Here is a 15,371-nt window from a genome sequence, read left to right as displayed (position 1 = left end):
GAACTATTTGATGCGGATGATGCGGTAGGTGGTAAGCAGTTCCTGATCCTCGTTGAATACTCCGAGGAGGTAGGTGGCGGCCGATAATCGGCGCAGGTCCAGGGTGTGGGAATCGACCCCGGTATCCCACCGGCTGCGGATGACCGCTCTCCCGTCCAGCGCGGACAGGCGTAGGTGCAGCTGGCCGGTGTATTCGCTCTGCATGCGCAGCACGATCTGGTCGGCGGTAGGATTGGGACTGACCGTCAGGGCGATGCCCGCCTCCGGGGCGGGGCGGGCAATGGGAATGACAAGGATGGAGGGCTGTTGGTACCCTTCGGTCAGGTAGCCGGAAGTAAGGGTCATTGTACTGACGCTAGACTCTCCGACCGACCAGTCGAGCAGGGTCGTCTTGCCCTCCAGCCGTCCACCAGCGGAACTGATGAGCTGCGGGGTAGTCGTCTGTCCCGTCAGGGCGCAAGCGCTTAGTAGCAGCACAGCAATGGCTAGATGCCGCGGGGCACGGTAGGAGTTCATAGTGTGATATTTGTTGTGGGTGGGGGCGGGGCGGAAGCGGTATCACCATCCAATCCTGGGACCGGGAAATGCGCCCGGAAGGGTATGGGAAATAAGGTGTGAAACGAATATAGTTTTTTATAAATTAAAATGCAGGTAAATGGCAATAAAAGTTGCCATAACGCACAATAAATGTGCTTTTATTCCGTATCGGGGTGGGTTTGACTGGTCGGACGACTTAAGTAGCCCGACGATTTAATGGTGGGACCAATTAAGTCGTCCGACCACTTTTCAGCGGACCACCCACCGCCAGTTGCCGCCAAAACAACTTAACTTACGGGTACCACGTTCCCCAAAGACCACATAAAACCAAGCCCCATGGAAACGAAACGACAGCGGCAGGTCGCCGAGCTCATCAAGCGGAACTTCAGCATCGTGCTCCAGCAGGAAGGCCCCTACATCTACGGCGCCCAGCCTCTGGTGACGGTCATGGATGTACAGGTGAGCCCCGACCTCAGCGTGGGTAAGGTGTACCTGAGCATCTGGAACACGGACAACAAACAAGCCGTAATCCTGCAAATGGACGAGGAGCACTCCCGCCTGAAAAGCGCCCTGGCCCACCGCCTGCGCCGGCAACTGCGCCGCCTCCCCGACCTGTCCTACTTCCTCGATGAGACCCTCGACGAGATGAACAAGGTGGACAACCTCTTCGAGAAGCTCTACGCCGAAGACCAGATGCCCGACGGCCAGCAGCAGGCCCCGAAGGAAGAATAAAACCCGCGCCCCATGCTCAGCAAGCGCAATCTCGGAAACGTAATCCGGTGGCCCCTGGGCCTGCTGGCGGTGATGTACCTGGTGTTCATCATCGATTATTACCTCACCGGCGGCCTGCTGAGTGCCTACTACGGGCTCCATACCCGGGAACTGGCAGGACTGCCCGGCATCATCACCGCGCCCTTCCTCCACGGGGGGTGGGGCCACCTGCTGAGCAATACCATCCCCTTCGTCTCGCTTACCGGCCTGCTGGTCTTCTTCTACCCCCGCCTCTGGCCCCGGGTGCTGGCCTCCCTCTGGCTCGGCACCGGCGTGCTGGTGTGGGTGCTGGGCCGCCACGTCACCCACATCGGGGCCAGTGGGGTGGTGTACGCCCTGGCGGCCTTCCTGGCCTTCAGCGGCATATTCCGCCGCGATTTCCGGGCCATCGTGGTGAGCCTGCTGGTACTCTTCTACTACGGGGGTATGATCGTCGGCATCCTGCCCGGAGAAGAGGGCGTAAGCTGGGAAAGCCACCTGCTCGGCCTTGTCATGGGCGTCCTCGGTGCCTACGCCTACCGCGGGGAACGGGAAGAGCACGAGGTGATCGCCCAGCGGAAGAAGGAGGAGAAGGAACGGCAGAAACGCCGCAAGGAACCCTTCCTGAACACCGACGCCTTCGACAAGACCAAGGAAGAACGGCAAAACGAGGCCTTCTGGCAAAAGCTGAAGGAACTAAGCGAGCGCGAACGGCTGCAACGCTAGTACAACGCTGCCTCGGGCAGCGCCAGTACAACGCTGCCTCGGGCAGCGCTAGTAAAATGCTGCCTCGGGCAGCGCTGGTAAAATGCTGCCTCAGGCAGCGCCAGTAAGATGCTGCCTCCCCGATAGCTATCGGGGCGCCACCGTTGGAAGGAGGTTGGAATACCCCGGCACCCGCGCCCCGCCGCCCTCCTACTTCGGAATGCCCAGGGCAGCCAAAATGCGGTGAAAGACCTCCGTATTCTCAAACACACCAGTGAAATTCCGGGCGCCGGGGCCGTAGGCAAACAGGGGGACCATGGTGCCCGTATGATCAACGCTCAGAAAATCCGCCCGCACTTCACCCGCCGCGGAGCCACCGGCAATGCCCAGGCCCCCGGTTTCGTGGTCGGCGGTGACGATTACCAGCGTTTCCCCGTCGGCATCGGCGAATCGCAGGGCTTCACCGATCGCCCGGTCGAAATCCAGCATCTCCGTAACGATGGTCGAAATCTCGTTGGCGTGGCCGCCATTGTCGATCTGGGCGCCCTCGATCATCAGGAAGAAAGGGCGTTCGTCCTGGCCCAGGACCGAGAGGGATTGGGCTACACTCTCGGGTAGAAAGGCCCCACGGCCAGCCGTCATTGCCCGCATTTTTCCCGTGCCGTGGAGTATGGCTACGGGACGTTCCAGGGTATTGAACTGAGCCAGGGGAGTCGGGGTGAATCGACCACTGATGGCCTTTTCCAGCCCCTCTCCGCCGGCGATGAAGAAGGACAGGTCGCTCCGGACCAGGTCGTGCATGATCTTTTCGGAATCGTCCCGCTCCGGGGTATGGGCGTAAAAGGCGGCGGGGGTGGCCCCGGCGATGCCGTCGGTGGTGATGATGCCCGTGCGGTAGTTGTGGTCACTGAGGCGCTCGACGAGCGACCGTAAGGGTCGGCCGGCGGTATCGACCCCGATGGCGCGGTTGTTCGTCTTCACCCCCGTAGCCATGGCGGTGCCGGCCGCGGCTGAATCGGTTACGGGGTCGTCGGCGGCCGTGGTGCTCACCAGGCCGATGTGGGTCAAATTAGTAAGGGAAAGGGCTCCCCGGTTGGCCATCCGCGCCGCGGAAATTTGGGCCAGCCCGTTTCCGTCGCCGATCATCAGAATGATGTTCCGGGGGGATGCGGAAGCGTCGTGCTGGTGTTGGGGGGTATAGGTCGCAGATGGGCGATCCGCCGCGTAGGTACGCTGGTCCAGCTTGTCGAGAAAGGCCCGGGCCGCTGCCGGCTGGTCGGTATTGATGTAATCGACTCCGAGACGGGCGAAGGTCGCCCAGGCTGTTTTGGTGTCGGGGGTCGCCCAGAAGCGGAAGGGGGTACCGGTGTTTTGCGCCCGCTGGATTACCGAATCTACCCGGGCCAGGTCTTGGGCGGTCATCCTGCCGTAGCCGTTCCAGACGGAATACCTGCGGAAGCTCTGACTGATCATGGCCACCCGCGAAAGGTCTACCCGGTCCAGGTCATCCAGGTTCTGGTGGTCAAAGTAGATGAAGTCCGGGTAGTTGGCATATTCTTCCGGGGGCGGACGGTTGCCGGAGATGATGAAGGTAACCAGGTCACCCCGTGCCAGCTCGGGGTAGGCGGTGATCGCGGCAACCACGCGATCGAGGGTGGCGTAGGCTTCGGTCTTCAGGTCGATCAGCAGGCGGACGGGGCGCAGGTTCCCCTTGCCCGCCAGGCGGGCAAGTTCCTCCAAATAAGTGCCGGAGAACGTTACGCCGGGGTCGATTTCCTGTTGAGCATGGGCGACGTACAGGGTGTCGTGGCGCAGGATCAGGTCCGCCTCAATCGAGGCGGCGCCACTGCTGTACGCCTGCCAGAAGGGCACATCCTGGAGGTAGTCGTTGTGGGAGTGGACCCGGTATTCCGCCTGGGCAAGCAGGGGAGTGGCCGCCAGGAGAAACAGGCATGCGGTCAGCCAGTGATGGATTGTAGTCATGGGTGTCGCCGGTATCCCGCTAAAGTAGTTAGTAGCCGGGGTTCTGGGTCAGGTAGCCGGGGGTGTTGGACGCGCCGTCGATGGCCGACTGGGGGATGGGGAACAAGCGGTTCATGGGGTCGCTGTCGGTCTTTTCAGTCCAGCTGTCCTCGTAGCGCCCGAAGCGGATCTGGTTCGTGCGGCGCAGGCCCTCCCAGTAGAACTCGAACCCGAGTTCCCGGAAGAGGATGTCGAGGTCGATGGAGGAGAGGGCCGCCGGTACCGGTTCGCGGGCCGTACGGGACGTCCTGACGGTATTGACGTCCGCCAGGGCACCGTCGGTGTTGCCCATCCGCAGCTGGGCTTCGGCCCGCATCAGGTACATCTCCGCCAGGCGCATGAGCACGATGTCGATGCTGCTGAAGTTGTTGGCGTTGGGGGAGGTGCGGCTGAACTGGTACTTGGAAACACGGTACCCCTTGGAGTGGAGCCGGCCCTCATTGCTGTAGTCGATTTGCAGTTCGTGGTTCACGTAGGCCACGTCGCGGTCGGGGCCGTTGCCCTTGATCTGGATTACGGGGTAGATGCGGTAGACGTTCTCATTGCCGTCGCAGCGCAGGAAGGCACCATTGTCGTCCTTGCGCGGCCCCCAGATCACCCCGCGAATGATCCCCCGGTCGAACTCGTATTCTTCCGGCGTGGTGCAGTAGTAGTGGTTTTCGTCGTTGGCTGGTGAAACGCCGGTCAGGTCGCGCAGTTCCTCCGGGATTTTCTGGTTCTGCATATAGAAGCGGGCGTCGGCTTCGGCCGGGTCCACCGCGTAGGCGGCCTCCCAGGTCCGGTAGAAGTCGGGGGTAATGGCCGGTCCGTCGGTGCCGTCGGAGCTGGGGAATTCGGGGCGGCCCCACAGGGAACCGGCCAGCGACCAGTACGTCCAGCGGCTGTGCTCCCGTTGCAGGACGCCGCGCTGGTCGAGGGCGAAGATCAGCTCCTTGTTGGTGTTGTTTTCGTCGTTGAAGAGCTCGAAGTATTCCGGGGAGAGGTCGTAGAGGCCGGAATTGATCACGTTGCTGGTGTATTCGATGACCTTGTTCAGGTCCTCATCCCTGAAGTCCGGCGTGCCGTAGGGATCGCGGTACACGGCGGCGTTGAGGTGCAGGCGGGCCAGGAATCCAAGGACGGCGGTTTGCGTCATGCGGCCCGCGCCGAGGTCCGTATTGATCACGTCAACGACGGAGAGGAATTCACTCTCGATGTAGTCGACCGCATCCTGTCCGCGCAGGATCGCAGAGGTCTCCAGCGAGCTTTCCTTTTTGAAGACCAGTCCCCAGCTGTCCAGCATGAGCATGTTCAGGTAGCCGCGCAGGGCAATCATCTCGTACAGGGCGCTTTCGGCCTGGGTGTTGCCGATCTCGGCCAGCGGGCGCAGGGTTTCGATGGCGGTGAGGGTACGGGAAATGTTGCGGGTGAGCTCATTCCAGGAGCTGCTGACCAGGTCATTGGTGGGGGTGATGTTGTGGCTGTGGACGGCAAGGAACTTGCCGCCGTCGAACCAGTCGGTACCGCCCCGGTGGGGGAGGATGGCTTCGTCGGAGGCGATGAGTTGGAGGCCGTAATAATTGGTGTGCCGCCAGGTCCAGGAAACCTGCCCGTAGGCCGGGGCGATGGCGCCGCTGATGGTTTCCGCCAGGCCACTGCCGGTGAAGGATTCGTCCAGTACTTCTTCCTTCAGGTCGGTGCACCCGCTCATTATGCTCAGCAAGGCGATCAACAGGGGGTATCGGAGGGTATTCATGATGTTGCGCTTGGGGGAGTTAGAAAGTGACGTCGACGGAGAAGAGGAAGGTGCGGCCCCTCGGGTAGCTGAAGTAATCGATGCCGAAGGTCTGAATGTCGCCGATGGAATTGCCGGTGTTGATCTCCGGGTCGAAGCCGGAATAGTCCGTAAAGAGCAGCAGGTTCTGCCCGGTGATGGACAGCCGGAGGTTGCTCACCGCCTGCCCGATGCCGAGGCGGTCCAGATCGAAGTTGTAGCCGAGGGTGGCGTTGTTGAGCCGGAGGAAATCACCATCTTCCAGGTAGCGGGTGGACACCCGGTTGGAGTTCGATACGTCCTCATTGGGGTACTGTACCGCCAGGTCGGTGGTGTTCAGGGAGTTGGCGAGGTTGCCCTTGTTGAAGATGGACAGGGCCACGTGGTTAAAGATCTTGTTCCCCCCGACGCCGTTGAAATTGATGCCCAGGTCGAAATTGCGGTAGGCGAAATCGAAGTTCATGGCGTAGATGTAGGTCGGCAGGGCGGTGCCCGCGGCGAAGCGGTCGTTATCCAGAATCTCACCGTCGCCGTTGAGGTCGGCGAATTCGTTCAGCCCGTCCTCCCCGATGCCCAGGAAGTCCTGCACGAAGAAGGTGCCGATGGGTTCTCCATTTAGGACGCCGTTGACCGTAGCGCCGGTCTGTCCGGCCCCGATCACCGCCCCGGTGGTCAGGATGCTGTAGGGGGAGTTGCGCACTTCGTTGCCGGTGACGGAGATGTTGCCGCCGATACCGTAGACGAACGCCCGGGATTCGTCGCTGCTGTAATTCAGGGCCAGTTCCACCCCGGTATTCTGGATTTCCATATTCGGAATGTTCGTCCAAAACTTGTCGACGGGCTGGATCGGGTCCACGGGGGCCACCTCGAGCAGGATGTTCTCCGATACCTTGTTGAAGACGTCCAGGTTGCCGGTCAGCCGGTAGTTGAACAGGGCAAAATCCAGTCCGACGTTGGTCTGGGTGGATACTTCCCACTGGATGTCGGGGTTGGCCAGGCGGGTGTAGATGGAGCCGTAGGGGTAGCCGCTAAGGTCGGTAGCGTTCGGATCGAGGGGATAGGTATCGTTGCCGCTGTTGCTTTCCGTGAAGCTGGCCTGGGTGATCTTGGCGGGAATTTCCTGGTTGCCCGTCCGCCCCCAGCTGCCGCGCAGCTTCAGCATCGTGAGCACCTCGCTGGATGACAGGAAGTCTTCGTTGGTCAGGTTCCAGCCCAGGGCCACGGAAGGGAAGTAGCCGTATTTGTTGTTGGCCCCGAATTTGGAGGAGCCGTCCGCCCGCATGGTGAGGGTGATGAGGTACTTGTCGTCGAAGCCGTAGTTGACCCGTCCGAAGAAGGACTGCAGCTCGTTGATCGTGGCGGAGGCGGACTGCCGGGTCGGTTCGCTCGCCGCGCCAACCTGGTAGCGGGGTTCTACCCCGTTATTCGGAAACCCAGCGGTGAAGAAACCCTTCCGGCTCACCTCGATCTGCTGGTAGGTGTGCCCGGCCAGGAGGGATACGTCGTGAGCCCCGCGGTCCCACTCGTAGGTGAGGGTGTTTTCGGTTTGGGTGTTGCTGTTCGTGGTATTGTAGCTGTCCAGGCTGCCCAGGTCGAAGTCGGCAATGCTGGGGTAGGGCATGAACTGCACGTCCCGGTTGGTGACCGAGTAGTCTACGCCGATGCTGAATCGGTAGGTCAGTCCGTCGATAATCTCCAGGGAGGGCGCGATATTGGCCAGGATACGGTTGTTCAGGGAGGCGTCGGTGTAGATGCGCTCCCGGACGAGGGGGTTGATGTTGTCGCCGACCAGATCGGGCAGTTCACCGTCCGTTTGGCTGGGGAAGGTGGGGTTGAGCTGGAGCATGTCCGTGACTACGGAATTGGAGTTGGCCCGACGGTTGTTGAAGCGGGTGGCGGAGAAGTTCAGGGCCACGTTCAGGCGGTCGTTCAGGGCCCGCTGGGTCAGGTTCAGCCGTCCGGAGTACCGCTGTAGGTCGTTGTTGCGCAGCAGCCCCTCCTGGTCCTCGGCGGAGAAGGAAGCGAAGTAACTGCCGCTGCCCGCCCCGCCGCTCAGGGAAAGGTTGACGCGGTGGGTATTGGCGGTACGGGTCAGCGCATCCTGCCAGTTCGTATTCGCGCCTCCATCGTTGAGGATGCCGTTGATGGCCCTGATCTCGCTGCGGAACTCATCGGCGGAAAACACGTCGATCTGTCGCGCCAGTGAGGTCACCGCGGTGGACGCCGAGGCGTTGATCTGGGACTGCCCGGCCCGCCCCTTCTTCGTGGTGATTACGATTACTCCGTTGGCCGCCCGCGCACCGTAGATGGCCGCGGCGGAAGCGTCCTTCAGGACGTCGATGCTTTCGATGTCGGCCGGATTGATGAAGTTGAGCGGATTGGTCGGTACGCCGTTGGCCGAGTTATCCAGCGCGAAGCCGTCCACGACGAAGAGGGGAGTGGTGCCCGACCGAAGGCTGCCCACCCCGCGGATGATGATGTCCTGGGTCGCGCCCGGCTCCCCGCTGGCCGCCGTGACGTTCACCCCCGCCACCTTGCCCTGCAACAGCTGGCCGGGGTTGACAACCACGCCCTTGTTGAAATCCTTGTCGCTGACCGAAGCGATGGACCCCGTCACATCCGACCGTTTACTCGTGCCGTAGCCGACAACCACGACTTCATCGAGCTGGGTGGCATCTTCTTCCATCACAATGTCGAGGGGGGCGTCGCCTTCCACTTCGACTTCCCGCGACTGCATCCCGATATAGGAAAAGCGCAGCACGTCGCCGATTTCCGCCGGCAAACTGAAGCGACCATCAATGTCCGTGACGGTGCCGGCGCCGGAGGCCGGTATACTGACGGTGACGCCGGTAAGGGGTTGGTTGTCGGAATCGGTTACGGTACCGGTAACCATGGTTTGCGCCTGGACGGTCGCATATGCGCTAAAGAGGAGCGCATAGAGGAGAAGCTGGGTTTTCATGTGCGTATGGATAGTGAGTGGCAATTGCAATAAAGTCCGAGAGCACTGAAAGATATGGAAATTTGTTACACATCATTCCGGTGTAAAATTGGGCGTCGGGTTGCAGCGCCGATATTTTATTTCAGAATGGCCGCGGTCGTATTGAATTGAGTGCGTTTGTTTTCCCCACCCATAGGGTCACTAAGTGGACAACATCGGATGTTGAAATGAAGATTTGGGCCACTCAGCAGTTGTTCGTCGCCTTCCAACCGGGCTACACCCCGCGTAAATGCTGGCTAAAACCTGTCCGATCAACTCCTGAGCCTGCGGACAACATCGGATGTCGAAATTGGACCGGCTAGCTCCTGGACCTGCGGACAACATCGGATGTCTAAATTGAAGATTTGGGCCACCCCGCACCCATTGCCCGGCCACTATGCGGGCTACATCCCGCGTATTTGCTGGTCAAACGCTTTCCGGGAAGCTCCTGCCCCTGCGGACAACATCGGATGTCTAAATCGGGAAGGAAGCACCACCAACCCTCAACTTTCACTGAAAAATGAAACTTCCCCCGCAACTACCCTCAGCCTCAGCCGTTTTCCCCCTATGAATACTGCCGAACTGCTGGAGAAGGGTCTGAACCGCGAGTGGCTCACCGCCGAGGAAGGGGTGTGGCTGCTGGAAAACGCCGCTACCGCCGAACTGATGTACGTGGCCAACCGCCTGCGGTTTGAGTCGGTGCCCGAACGGACGGTCACCTGGATCATCGACCGGAACAGCAACACCACCAACGTCTGCATCGCCAACTGCAAGTTTTGCAACTTCTACCGGCGGCCCGGCCACGCCGAGAGCTACATCACCAGCATCGAGGAGTACCAGCAGAAGATCGAAGAAACCTTCGCCTTCGGCGGTGAGCAGCTGCTGCTGCAGGGCGGCCACCACCCCGACCTGGGACTGAAGTACTACGCCGACCTTTTCCGGAAACTGAAGGAACTCTACCCGAACCTGAAGCTGCACGCCCTCGGTCCGCCCGAGATCGCCCACGTGGCCAAGCTGGAAGGAATGAGCCATTACGAGGTACTGAAGGAATTGCACGCTGCCGGACTGGACAGTCTGCCCGGCGCCGGCGCCGAAATCCTCAGCGACCGGGTACGCCGCCTGATCTCCAAGGGGAAGTGCGGCGGCGAGGAGTGGCTCGACGTGATGCGCGCCGCCCACCAGCTCGACATCACCACCTCGGCCACCATGATGTTCGGCCACATCGAGACGAACTGGGAGCGGATGGACCATCTGGTCCGGATGCGGCAGGTGCAAAGCGAGAAACCCGCCGGGGCCAAGGGGTTCCTGGCCTTCATCCCCTGGCCCTTTCAGGATGAGGACACCATCCTCAAGAAAATCAAGCGCGCCCGCAACACGGTCACCGGCGACGAGTACATCCGCATGATCGCCCTGAGCCGCATCATGCTGCCCAACGTGGTCAACATCCAGGCCAGCTGGCTCACCGTGGGCAAGCAGGTGGCCCAGCTGTGCCTCCACGCCGGGGCCAACGACTTCGGCTCCATCATGATCGAGGAGAACGTGGTGAGCGCCGCCGGGGCCCGCTGGCGATTTACGGCCGACGGCATCCAGGAGGCGATCCGGGAGGCCGGTTTCCGGCCCCAGCTGCGTACCCAGCAGTACGAATACCGCGAACTGCCCGCCAACGTACAGCAGCAGCAACTCGACACCGCCGGGCTGATCGTAGATTAGCCCCTATGAGCAGCGGCACCCTCTACCTTATCCCCTCCACCCTCGGGCCGGGGGCCATCGATACCATTCCCGACCGGACGCTGGCGGCCATCCGTCCGCTGCGGCACTTCGTGGTGGAAACCGGCAAGGTGGCCCGGGCTTTCCTGAAGGAGGTCGGCCTGGATCATCGGCTGCAGGAGTGCCATTACTACGAACTGAACAAGCGTACGCCCGACGAGGCATTACCCGCCCTCCTGGAACCCGCGCTGGCCGGCCAGAACGTAGGCCTGCTCTCCGACGCCGGCGCCCCCGGAGTGGCCGACCCCGGTGCCCGCCTCATCCGGCTGGCCCACCACCACGGCGTCCGCGTGGTTCCCCTGGTGGGCCCCTCCGCCATCCTGCTGAGCCTGATGGCCGCGGGACTGAATGGGCAGTCCTTCACCTTCCACGGCTACCTGAGCCCGAAGCGCCCCCAGCTGGCCAAGGACCTGAAACGGCTGGAGGCGGAAAGCCGCCGCCACAAGCAGACCCAGCTGTGGATCGAGGCACCCTACCGCAACCAGGCTACGGTGGAAGTGGCCGTGGAGGCGCTTTCTCCCGGGACGCTCTTTTCCGTCGCCGCTGACCTGACGACGGAGACGGAATGGGTCCATACGGCACCGGTAGCGGAATGGAAAAGCGGCGATCCCTCTGCCACCGGCGCGGAGTTGCAGAAGCGGCCGGCCATGTTCCTGCTGCTGGCCTGAGGCCGGGCGAAGGTCTTTTCCGCGTAAAATCTGCGCCATAAATCCGCCCATTCCACCCGTAAGCGGAAGGCTGCGGCGGCCGCAGATAACTACCGACGCGGGAAGGGCGTTATCTTTTCCACTTTTCGTCTCTTTCGGTAAATCGACTGTCTATGGCCGCACGGCTCACCCTGATCTTCAGCTTTTTCTCGCTTGCGCTGACCGCCCAGTTCGCCAGTCCCATTTCCTGGACCTTCGAGGAGCGCCACCTGGAGGGTGACCGCTACGAACTCATCGCCACCGCACGGGCGGAAACCGACTGGGCGATCTACAGCCAGTTCACCGACGAGGGAGGTCCCGTGCCCACCACCTTTTACTGGGACGAGGGCGACCACTACGAGCGGGTTGGCGAAGTGAAGGAAAGCGGCCACAAGAAGGAGGGCATGGACGAGCTCTTCGGTGTCAACGTGATCAAGTACCTGAGCGACAAACCCGCCGTATTCCGCCAGACCGTCCGGATACTGAAGTACGGGGTGCCCATCACCGGGGAAGTCGAGTACATGTGCTGCGACGATACCCAGTGCCTGCCGCCCACCACGGAGCCCTTCACCTACACTCCTGGCCCGGCGGCGGGTTCCGCGCCCGCAGCAAAGCAGGAGAAGCTGATGGCAGTGCCCCGGCCCAAGGCCGACGGTATGGAGGTGGAAAAAGAAACCGCCCCCCCGCCCGTGGCCAACCTGCCGGCCGAAGAGATCCTGAGCACCTACGAATCCGCCCTGCCGCCCCCCACCCAGGATGAGCCGGTCAGCTGGACCTTCCGCGTGGAGGAACTGGAGGGCAGCCGCTACCGCCTCTCCATGATCGCCACCCTGGCGGAGGAGTGGACGGTCTACAGCCAGGACATCGACCCCGAGATCGGCCCCATCCCCACGGAAATGGTGGTGGAAGCCGGGGCCGGCGTGGAACCTATCGGGGCGGTGACCGAAACCTCCGCCACCCTCAAGAAGAAGTACGATAACACCTGGGAAGCCGAGGTGAGCAAGGTCGACGGCGGCACCGTTACCTACTCCCAGGTAGTGCGGATGGAGCCCGGGGCCACGGTGTCCGGCTACCTCACCTACCAGACCTGCAACGACGAAATGTGCCTGCCGCCCCGCGACGTGCCCTTCACCTTTGACGCGGGGGCCGGCCTGGCGACCGTAGACGGCATCAGCGGCGACGCTACCGACTTCACCCTTGGCGGCGGCGACGACGACCGCGCGGTGGCGAGTGTCAGGCCCTTCGGCGACCACAACTTCAACGCCGAGCCGCTGGCCGCCTGCAACGTTGGGGAAGCGGTGACCCAGGGGCAGGGGCTGTGGGCCATCTTCGGCCTCGGACTGCTGGGCGGCCTTTTTGCCCTCATCATGCCGTGTATCTTCCCGATGATCCCCCTGACGGTGAGCTTCTTCACCAAGAGCGGCGGCAGCCGGGCGGAAGGCATCAAACAAGCCGCCCTCTACGGCTTCTTCATCTTCCTGATCTACGTACTGCTGAGCGCCCCCTTCCACCTCATCGCCGGCATCGACCCCTCCATCCTGAACAGCATCGCGAGCAACGTATGGCTTAACCTCGTCTTCTTCGTGGTCTTCATCATCTTCGCGGGCAGCTTCTTCGGCTTTTACGAGCTGACGCTGCCGCAAAGCTGGAGCAACCGCGCCAGCCAGGCTGAAGGCGTCGGAGGCGTGGTGGGCATCTTCTTCATGGCCCTCACCCTGGCCCTGGTCAGCTTCTCCTGTACGGGCCCCATCCTGGGCAGCCTCCTGGTGGAGGCCGTGAGCGACGGCGCCTGGCCCCTGACGGCGGGCATGGCAGGATTCGGGGTGGCCCTGGGGCTGCCCTTCGCCCTCTTCGCCGCCTTCCCCGGGGTGCTCAACAGCATGCCGAAATCCGGCGGGTGGCTCAACAGCGTGAAGGTGGTACTGGGCTTCGTGGAGATCGCCCTGGCCTTCAAGTTCCTCAGCAACGCCGACCTGGTAGGCAACTGGAACCTGCTGCGCATCGAGCCCTTCCTGCTCATCTGGATGCTCTGTTCGCTTGGCATCGCGGCCTACCTCTTCGGGTGGATCAGCTTCCCCCACGACAGCCGCAACCGCAAGGTGGGACCGGTAGCCGCCATCATCGCCGTGGCCGGTGTACTCTTCACCGCCTACCTGGCCTTCGGCTTTACCAAAAATGAGGAAACCGGCAGCTACGAATCCCTGAACCTCCTCAGCGGCATCGCCCCGCCGGTCTGCTACAGCTACCTGAACCCCTGCGACTGCCCCCAGGGCATCACCTGCTTCAAGGACCTGGACGCGGGACTGGCCTACGCCCGGGAGGTGAACAAGCCGGTCATGCTGGACTTCACCGGCTACACCTGCGTGAACTGTCGCAAGATGGAGGAAAACGTCTGGAGCCAGGACCGCATCAACGACATCCTGACCGAAGATTACGTCCTGATCAGCCTCTACGTGGACGACCGCAAGGAACTGCCCGCCGACCAGCAGCAAGAAGTGGCCCGCCTCGACGGCTCCGGCCGCCGCATCCTCATCGACCAGGTGGGGGAGAAGTGGCACTACTTCCAGCAGAGCGTGTTCCAGCACGCTACCCAGCCGTACTACGTGCTGGTCTCCCCGGACGGACAAACCCTCAATCCACCGGTAGCCTATACCCCCGACGTGGACGATTACGAGGCCTTCCTGCGCTGCGGACTGAACACCTTCGAGGAACTGCAGGGGAAATAGTCTCCCTGGACCGTCCCCTCCCTTACCGACCACCGAAAAGTATATACCATGCGCCCCATAATCCACGCTTCCCTCTTCTTGCTTTCCCTGTTGGTCTTTGCCTGCAGCCACGATCATGAGAATGGCATTGACCCCGAGCACGCGCCCGGATACCTCCAGCACCACCCCGTGGATCCGGAGTCAGGTTTGATTCTGGTGGACACCCTGGGCTACCCCGGCAACCACCCCACCGACCCGGTTACGGGGGAGGTGGTTCCCGAGCCCGTCCGCGACTGGAAGTACGTGGACCAGTCCAACCGCCCCTTCGGCACCGAGGACCTGCGCGGCAAGGTGTACGTGGCGGATTTCTTCTTCACCTCCTGCCCCACCATCTGCCCCAAGGTAAAAAGCCAGATGCTGCGGCTGGAGGAGCGCTTCCGGGACAACCCCGACTTCCGGCTGGTTTCCTTCACCATTGACCCCAAGCGGGATACGCCGGAGCGGATGACGGAATATGCCGCCAAGCTGGGCATCGAGGATTTCGACCGCTGGCGGTTCATCCACGGCGACAAGTTTGAGATCTACGACCTCGACGAGGACTACCTCAGCGTGGCCCTGGAAAACAGCGGCGCCCCCGGTGGTTTTGACCACAGCGGCTACCTGGTGCTTGTGGACCGCGAAGGCTTTGTACGGTCCTACGCCAGCGGACTCGACGAGGAGGAAGTGACCCACCTGATGGAGGACGCCCAGCTGCTGCTCGACCAGGAAGACGGCTCCGCCCGCTAGAGATTTCTCAGTTCCCGCCAGAGGTTTTCCCTTGCCTGCGGCTCGTAGTGCTCCCGCCCGTACTCGGTATGGAAGATGTGGGGGCGATCGAGAAAGGCCGTGATGGCGGCGGTGCGCTTGGGCCGGAAGGTGAAGTAAGGCAACATCCAGAATTCCTGCCGCAGGCCCGCCGTATACTGGGCGTAACCGGCCGGGTCGCGGGCCAGGACGACCAGGTCCAGATCGATGAGGAGTGCCTCGTCGCCGTCGTCCTCCTCGGAAGGTAAATGATCCTTGGTGGCCATGATGAGTGCGTGGCAGCGCTCGATGCGCGCGGGGGCCAGCGACGGCAGTTGTTCGAGCATGCGGACGGCCGACTGGGCGCTGCGCTCCTCGTTGTCGATGCGCGTTGGCTTGTAGACGATATCGTGGTAAAGCAGGGCCACCCCCAGCATCTCGGGATCCTTGGGCGGACGGTGGCGGGGCAGCTCGGCCACCATCTCGTCCAGGTGCTCCAGGTTGTGGTAGGGCCGGCCCGTATAGGCCCGGCGGATGTTATCCCAGTTGAACCCTTCCGAGGGTAAACGCCGCGCTAGACCTTCGAAATACTGCTGGATCACGGGGGGTGATTAATTTGCGGCCGGCCGAAGGCTTACCTTCGCGGCCCGAGACCTAACTGAACCTCCGTCCTCATCGTGGCGGGC

The 15,371-nt window shown here is 62.2% G+C and carries 11 protein-coding genes; 6 read left to right on the top strand and 5 right to left on the bottom strand.

Features of this window, described 5'->3' with window-relative positions; genetic code table 11:
• Positions 1–3: 3 nt before the first annotated feature.
• On the bottom strand, positions 4–477 hold the full coding sequence (locus tag CGL56_RS11370; RefSeq protein ID WP_167641681.1) for a T9SS type A sorting domain-containing protein: 474 nt from the start codon (positions 475–477) through the stop codon (positions 4–6).
• Positions 478–873: 396 nt separating this feature from the next.
• Between CGL56_RS11370 and rbfA the strand changes: the two genes are divergently transcribed.
• A complete protein-coding gene (gene rbfA, locus CGL56_RS11365) occupies positions 874–1,269 on the top strand; it encodes a 30S ribosome-binding factor RbfA (RefSeq protein WP_099106679.1) in 396 nt (131 codons plus the stop codon).
• A 12-nt stretch (positions 1,270–1,281) separates the two neighbouring features.
• Positions 1,282–2,013, top strand: a complete 732-nt coding sequence (locus CGL56_RS11360) for a rhomboid family intramembrane serine protease (protein ID WP_099106678.1) — start codon at positions 1,282–1,284, stop codon at positions 2,011–2,013.
• 189 nt (positions 2,014–2,202) lie between these two features.
• Here CGL56_RS11360 and CGL56_RS11355 read toward each other — a convergent pair whose 3' ends face one another.
• Genes CGL56_RS11355 through CGL56_RS11345 form a run of 3 tightly spaced genes read right to left on the bottom strand, consistent with a single transcriptional unit; the run spans position 2,203 to position 8,726 of the window.
• A complete protein-coding gene (locus tag CGL56_RS11355) occupies positions 2,203–3,975 on the bottom strand; it encodes an alkaline phosphatase (protein ID WP_099106677.1) in 1,773 nt (590 codons plus the stop codon).
• A gap of 28 nt (positions 3,976–4,003) precedes the next feature.
• Positions 4,004–5,749: a RagB/SusD family nutrient uptake outer membrane protein gene (locus CGL56_RS11350; protein ID WP_099106676.1), complete on the bottom strand. Its 1,746-nt coding sequence runs from the start codon at positions 5,747–5,749 to the stop codon at positions 4,004–4,006.
• A gap of 19 nt (positions 5,750–5,768) precedes the next feature.
• Positions 5,769–8,726 (bottom strand): SusC/RagA family TonB-linked outer membrane protein, encoded by a 2,958-nt coding sequence (locus CGL56_RS11345; RefSeq protein ID WP_099106675.1) that lies wholly within the window; start codon positions 8,724–8,726, stop codon positions 5,769–5,771.
• 585 nt (positions 8,727–9,311) lie between these two features.
• Between CGL56_RS11345 and mqnC the strand changes: the two genes are divergently transcribed.
• The 4 genes from mqnC to CGL56_RS11325 all read left to right on the top strand — a co-directional run bounded on the left by mqnC (position 9,312) and on the right by CGL56_RS11325 (position 14,688).
• Positions 9,312–10,454 (top strand): cyclic dehypoxanthinyl futalosine synthase, encoded by a 1,143-nt coding sequence (gene mqnC, locus CGL56_RS11340; protein ID WP_099106674.1) that lies wholly within the window; start codon positions 9,312–9,314, stop codon positions 10,452–10,454.
• A gap of 5 nt (positions 10,455–10,459) precedes the next feature.
• The gene (locus tag CGL56_RS11335; protein ID WP_099106673.1) at positions 10,460–11,179 is read left to right on the top strand and encodes an SAM-dependent methyltransferase; all 720 of its coding nucleotides are present in this window, start codon (positions 10,460–10,462) and stop codon (positions 11,177–11,179) included.
• Positions 11,180–11,331: 152 nt separating this feature from the next.
• The gene (locus CGL56_RS11330) at positions 11,332–13,923 is read left to right on the top strand and encodes a protein-disulfide reductase DsbD family protein (RefSeq protein ID WP_209280386.1); all 2,592 of its coding nucleotides are present in this window, start codon (positions 11,332–11,334) and stop codon (positions 13,921–13,923) included.
• Positions 13,924–13,971: 48 nt separating this feature from the next.
• Positions 13,972–14,688: an SCO family protein gene (locus CGL56_RS11325; RefSeq protein ID WP_099106672.1), complete on the top strand. Its 717-nt coding sequence runs from the start codon at positions 13,972–13,974 to the stop codon at positions 14,686–14,688.
• Here CGL56_RS11325 and CGL56_RS11320 read toward each other — a convergent pair.
• Positions 14,685–15,287: an HD domain-containing protein gene (locus CGL56_RS11320; RefSeq protein WP_099106671.1), complete on the bottom strand. Its 603-nt coding sequence runs from the start codon at positions 15,285–15,287 to the stop codon at positions 14,685–14,687. The two genes, CGL56_RS11325 and CGL56_RS11320, sit on opposite strands and share 4 nt — an antisense overlap.
• Between the last annotated feature and the right edge of the window lie 84 nt (positions 15,288–15,371).

This window comes from Neolewinella marina (genome assembly GCF_002631205.1).
Taxonomy (GTDB): domain Bacteria; phylum Bacteroidota; class Bacteroidia; order Chitinophagales; family Saprospiraceae; genus Neolewinella; species Neolewinella marina.
This window is presented reverse-complemented; position numbering and strand designations above follow the sequence as displayed.

What these genes read in the sequence shown, in the direction of transcription:
- rbfA (WP_099106679.1), top strand. Translation starts at nt 874, where the DNA reads ATGGAAACGAAACGACAGCGGCAGGTCGCCGAGCTCATCAAGCGGAAC.
- CGL56_RS11360 (WP_099106678.1), top strand. Translation starts at nt 1,282, where the DNA reads ATGCTCAGCAAGCGCAATCTCGGAAACGTAATCCGGTGGCCCCTGGGC.
- CGL56_RS11355 (WP_099106677.1), bottom strand. Translation starts at nt 3,975, where the DNA reads ATGACTACAATCCATCACTGGCTGACCGCATGCCTGTTTCTCCTGGCG.
- CGL56_RS11350 (WP_099106676.1), bottom strand. Translation starts at nt 5,749, where the DNA reads ATGAATACCCTCCGATACCCCCTGTTGATCGCCTTGCTGAGCATAATG.
- CGL56_RS11345 (WP_099106675.1), bottom strand. Translation starts at nt 8,726, where the DNA reads ATGAAAACCCAGCTTCTCCTCTATGCGCTCCTCTTTAGCGCATATGCG.
- mqnC (WP_099106674.1), top strand. Translation starts at nt 9,312, where the DNA reads ATGAATACTGCCGAACTGCTGGAGAAGGGTCTGAACCGCGAGTGGCTC.
- CGL56_RS11335 (WP_099106673.1), top strand. Translation starts at nt 10,460, where the DNA reads ATGAGCAGCGGCACCCTCTACCTTATCCCCTCCACCCTCGGGCCGGGG.
- CGL56_RS11330 (WP_209280386.1), top strand. Translation starts at nt 11,332, where the DNA reads ATGGCCGCACGGCTCACCCTGATCTTCAGCTTTTTCTCGCTTGCGCTG.
- CGL56_RS11325 (WP_099106672.1), top strand. Translation starts at nt 13,972, where the DNA reads ATGCGCCCCATAATCCACGCTTCCCTCTTCTTGCTTTCCCTGTTGGTC.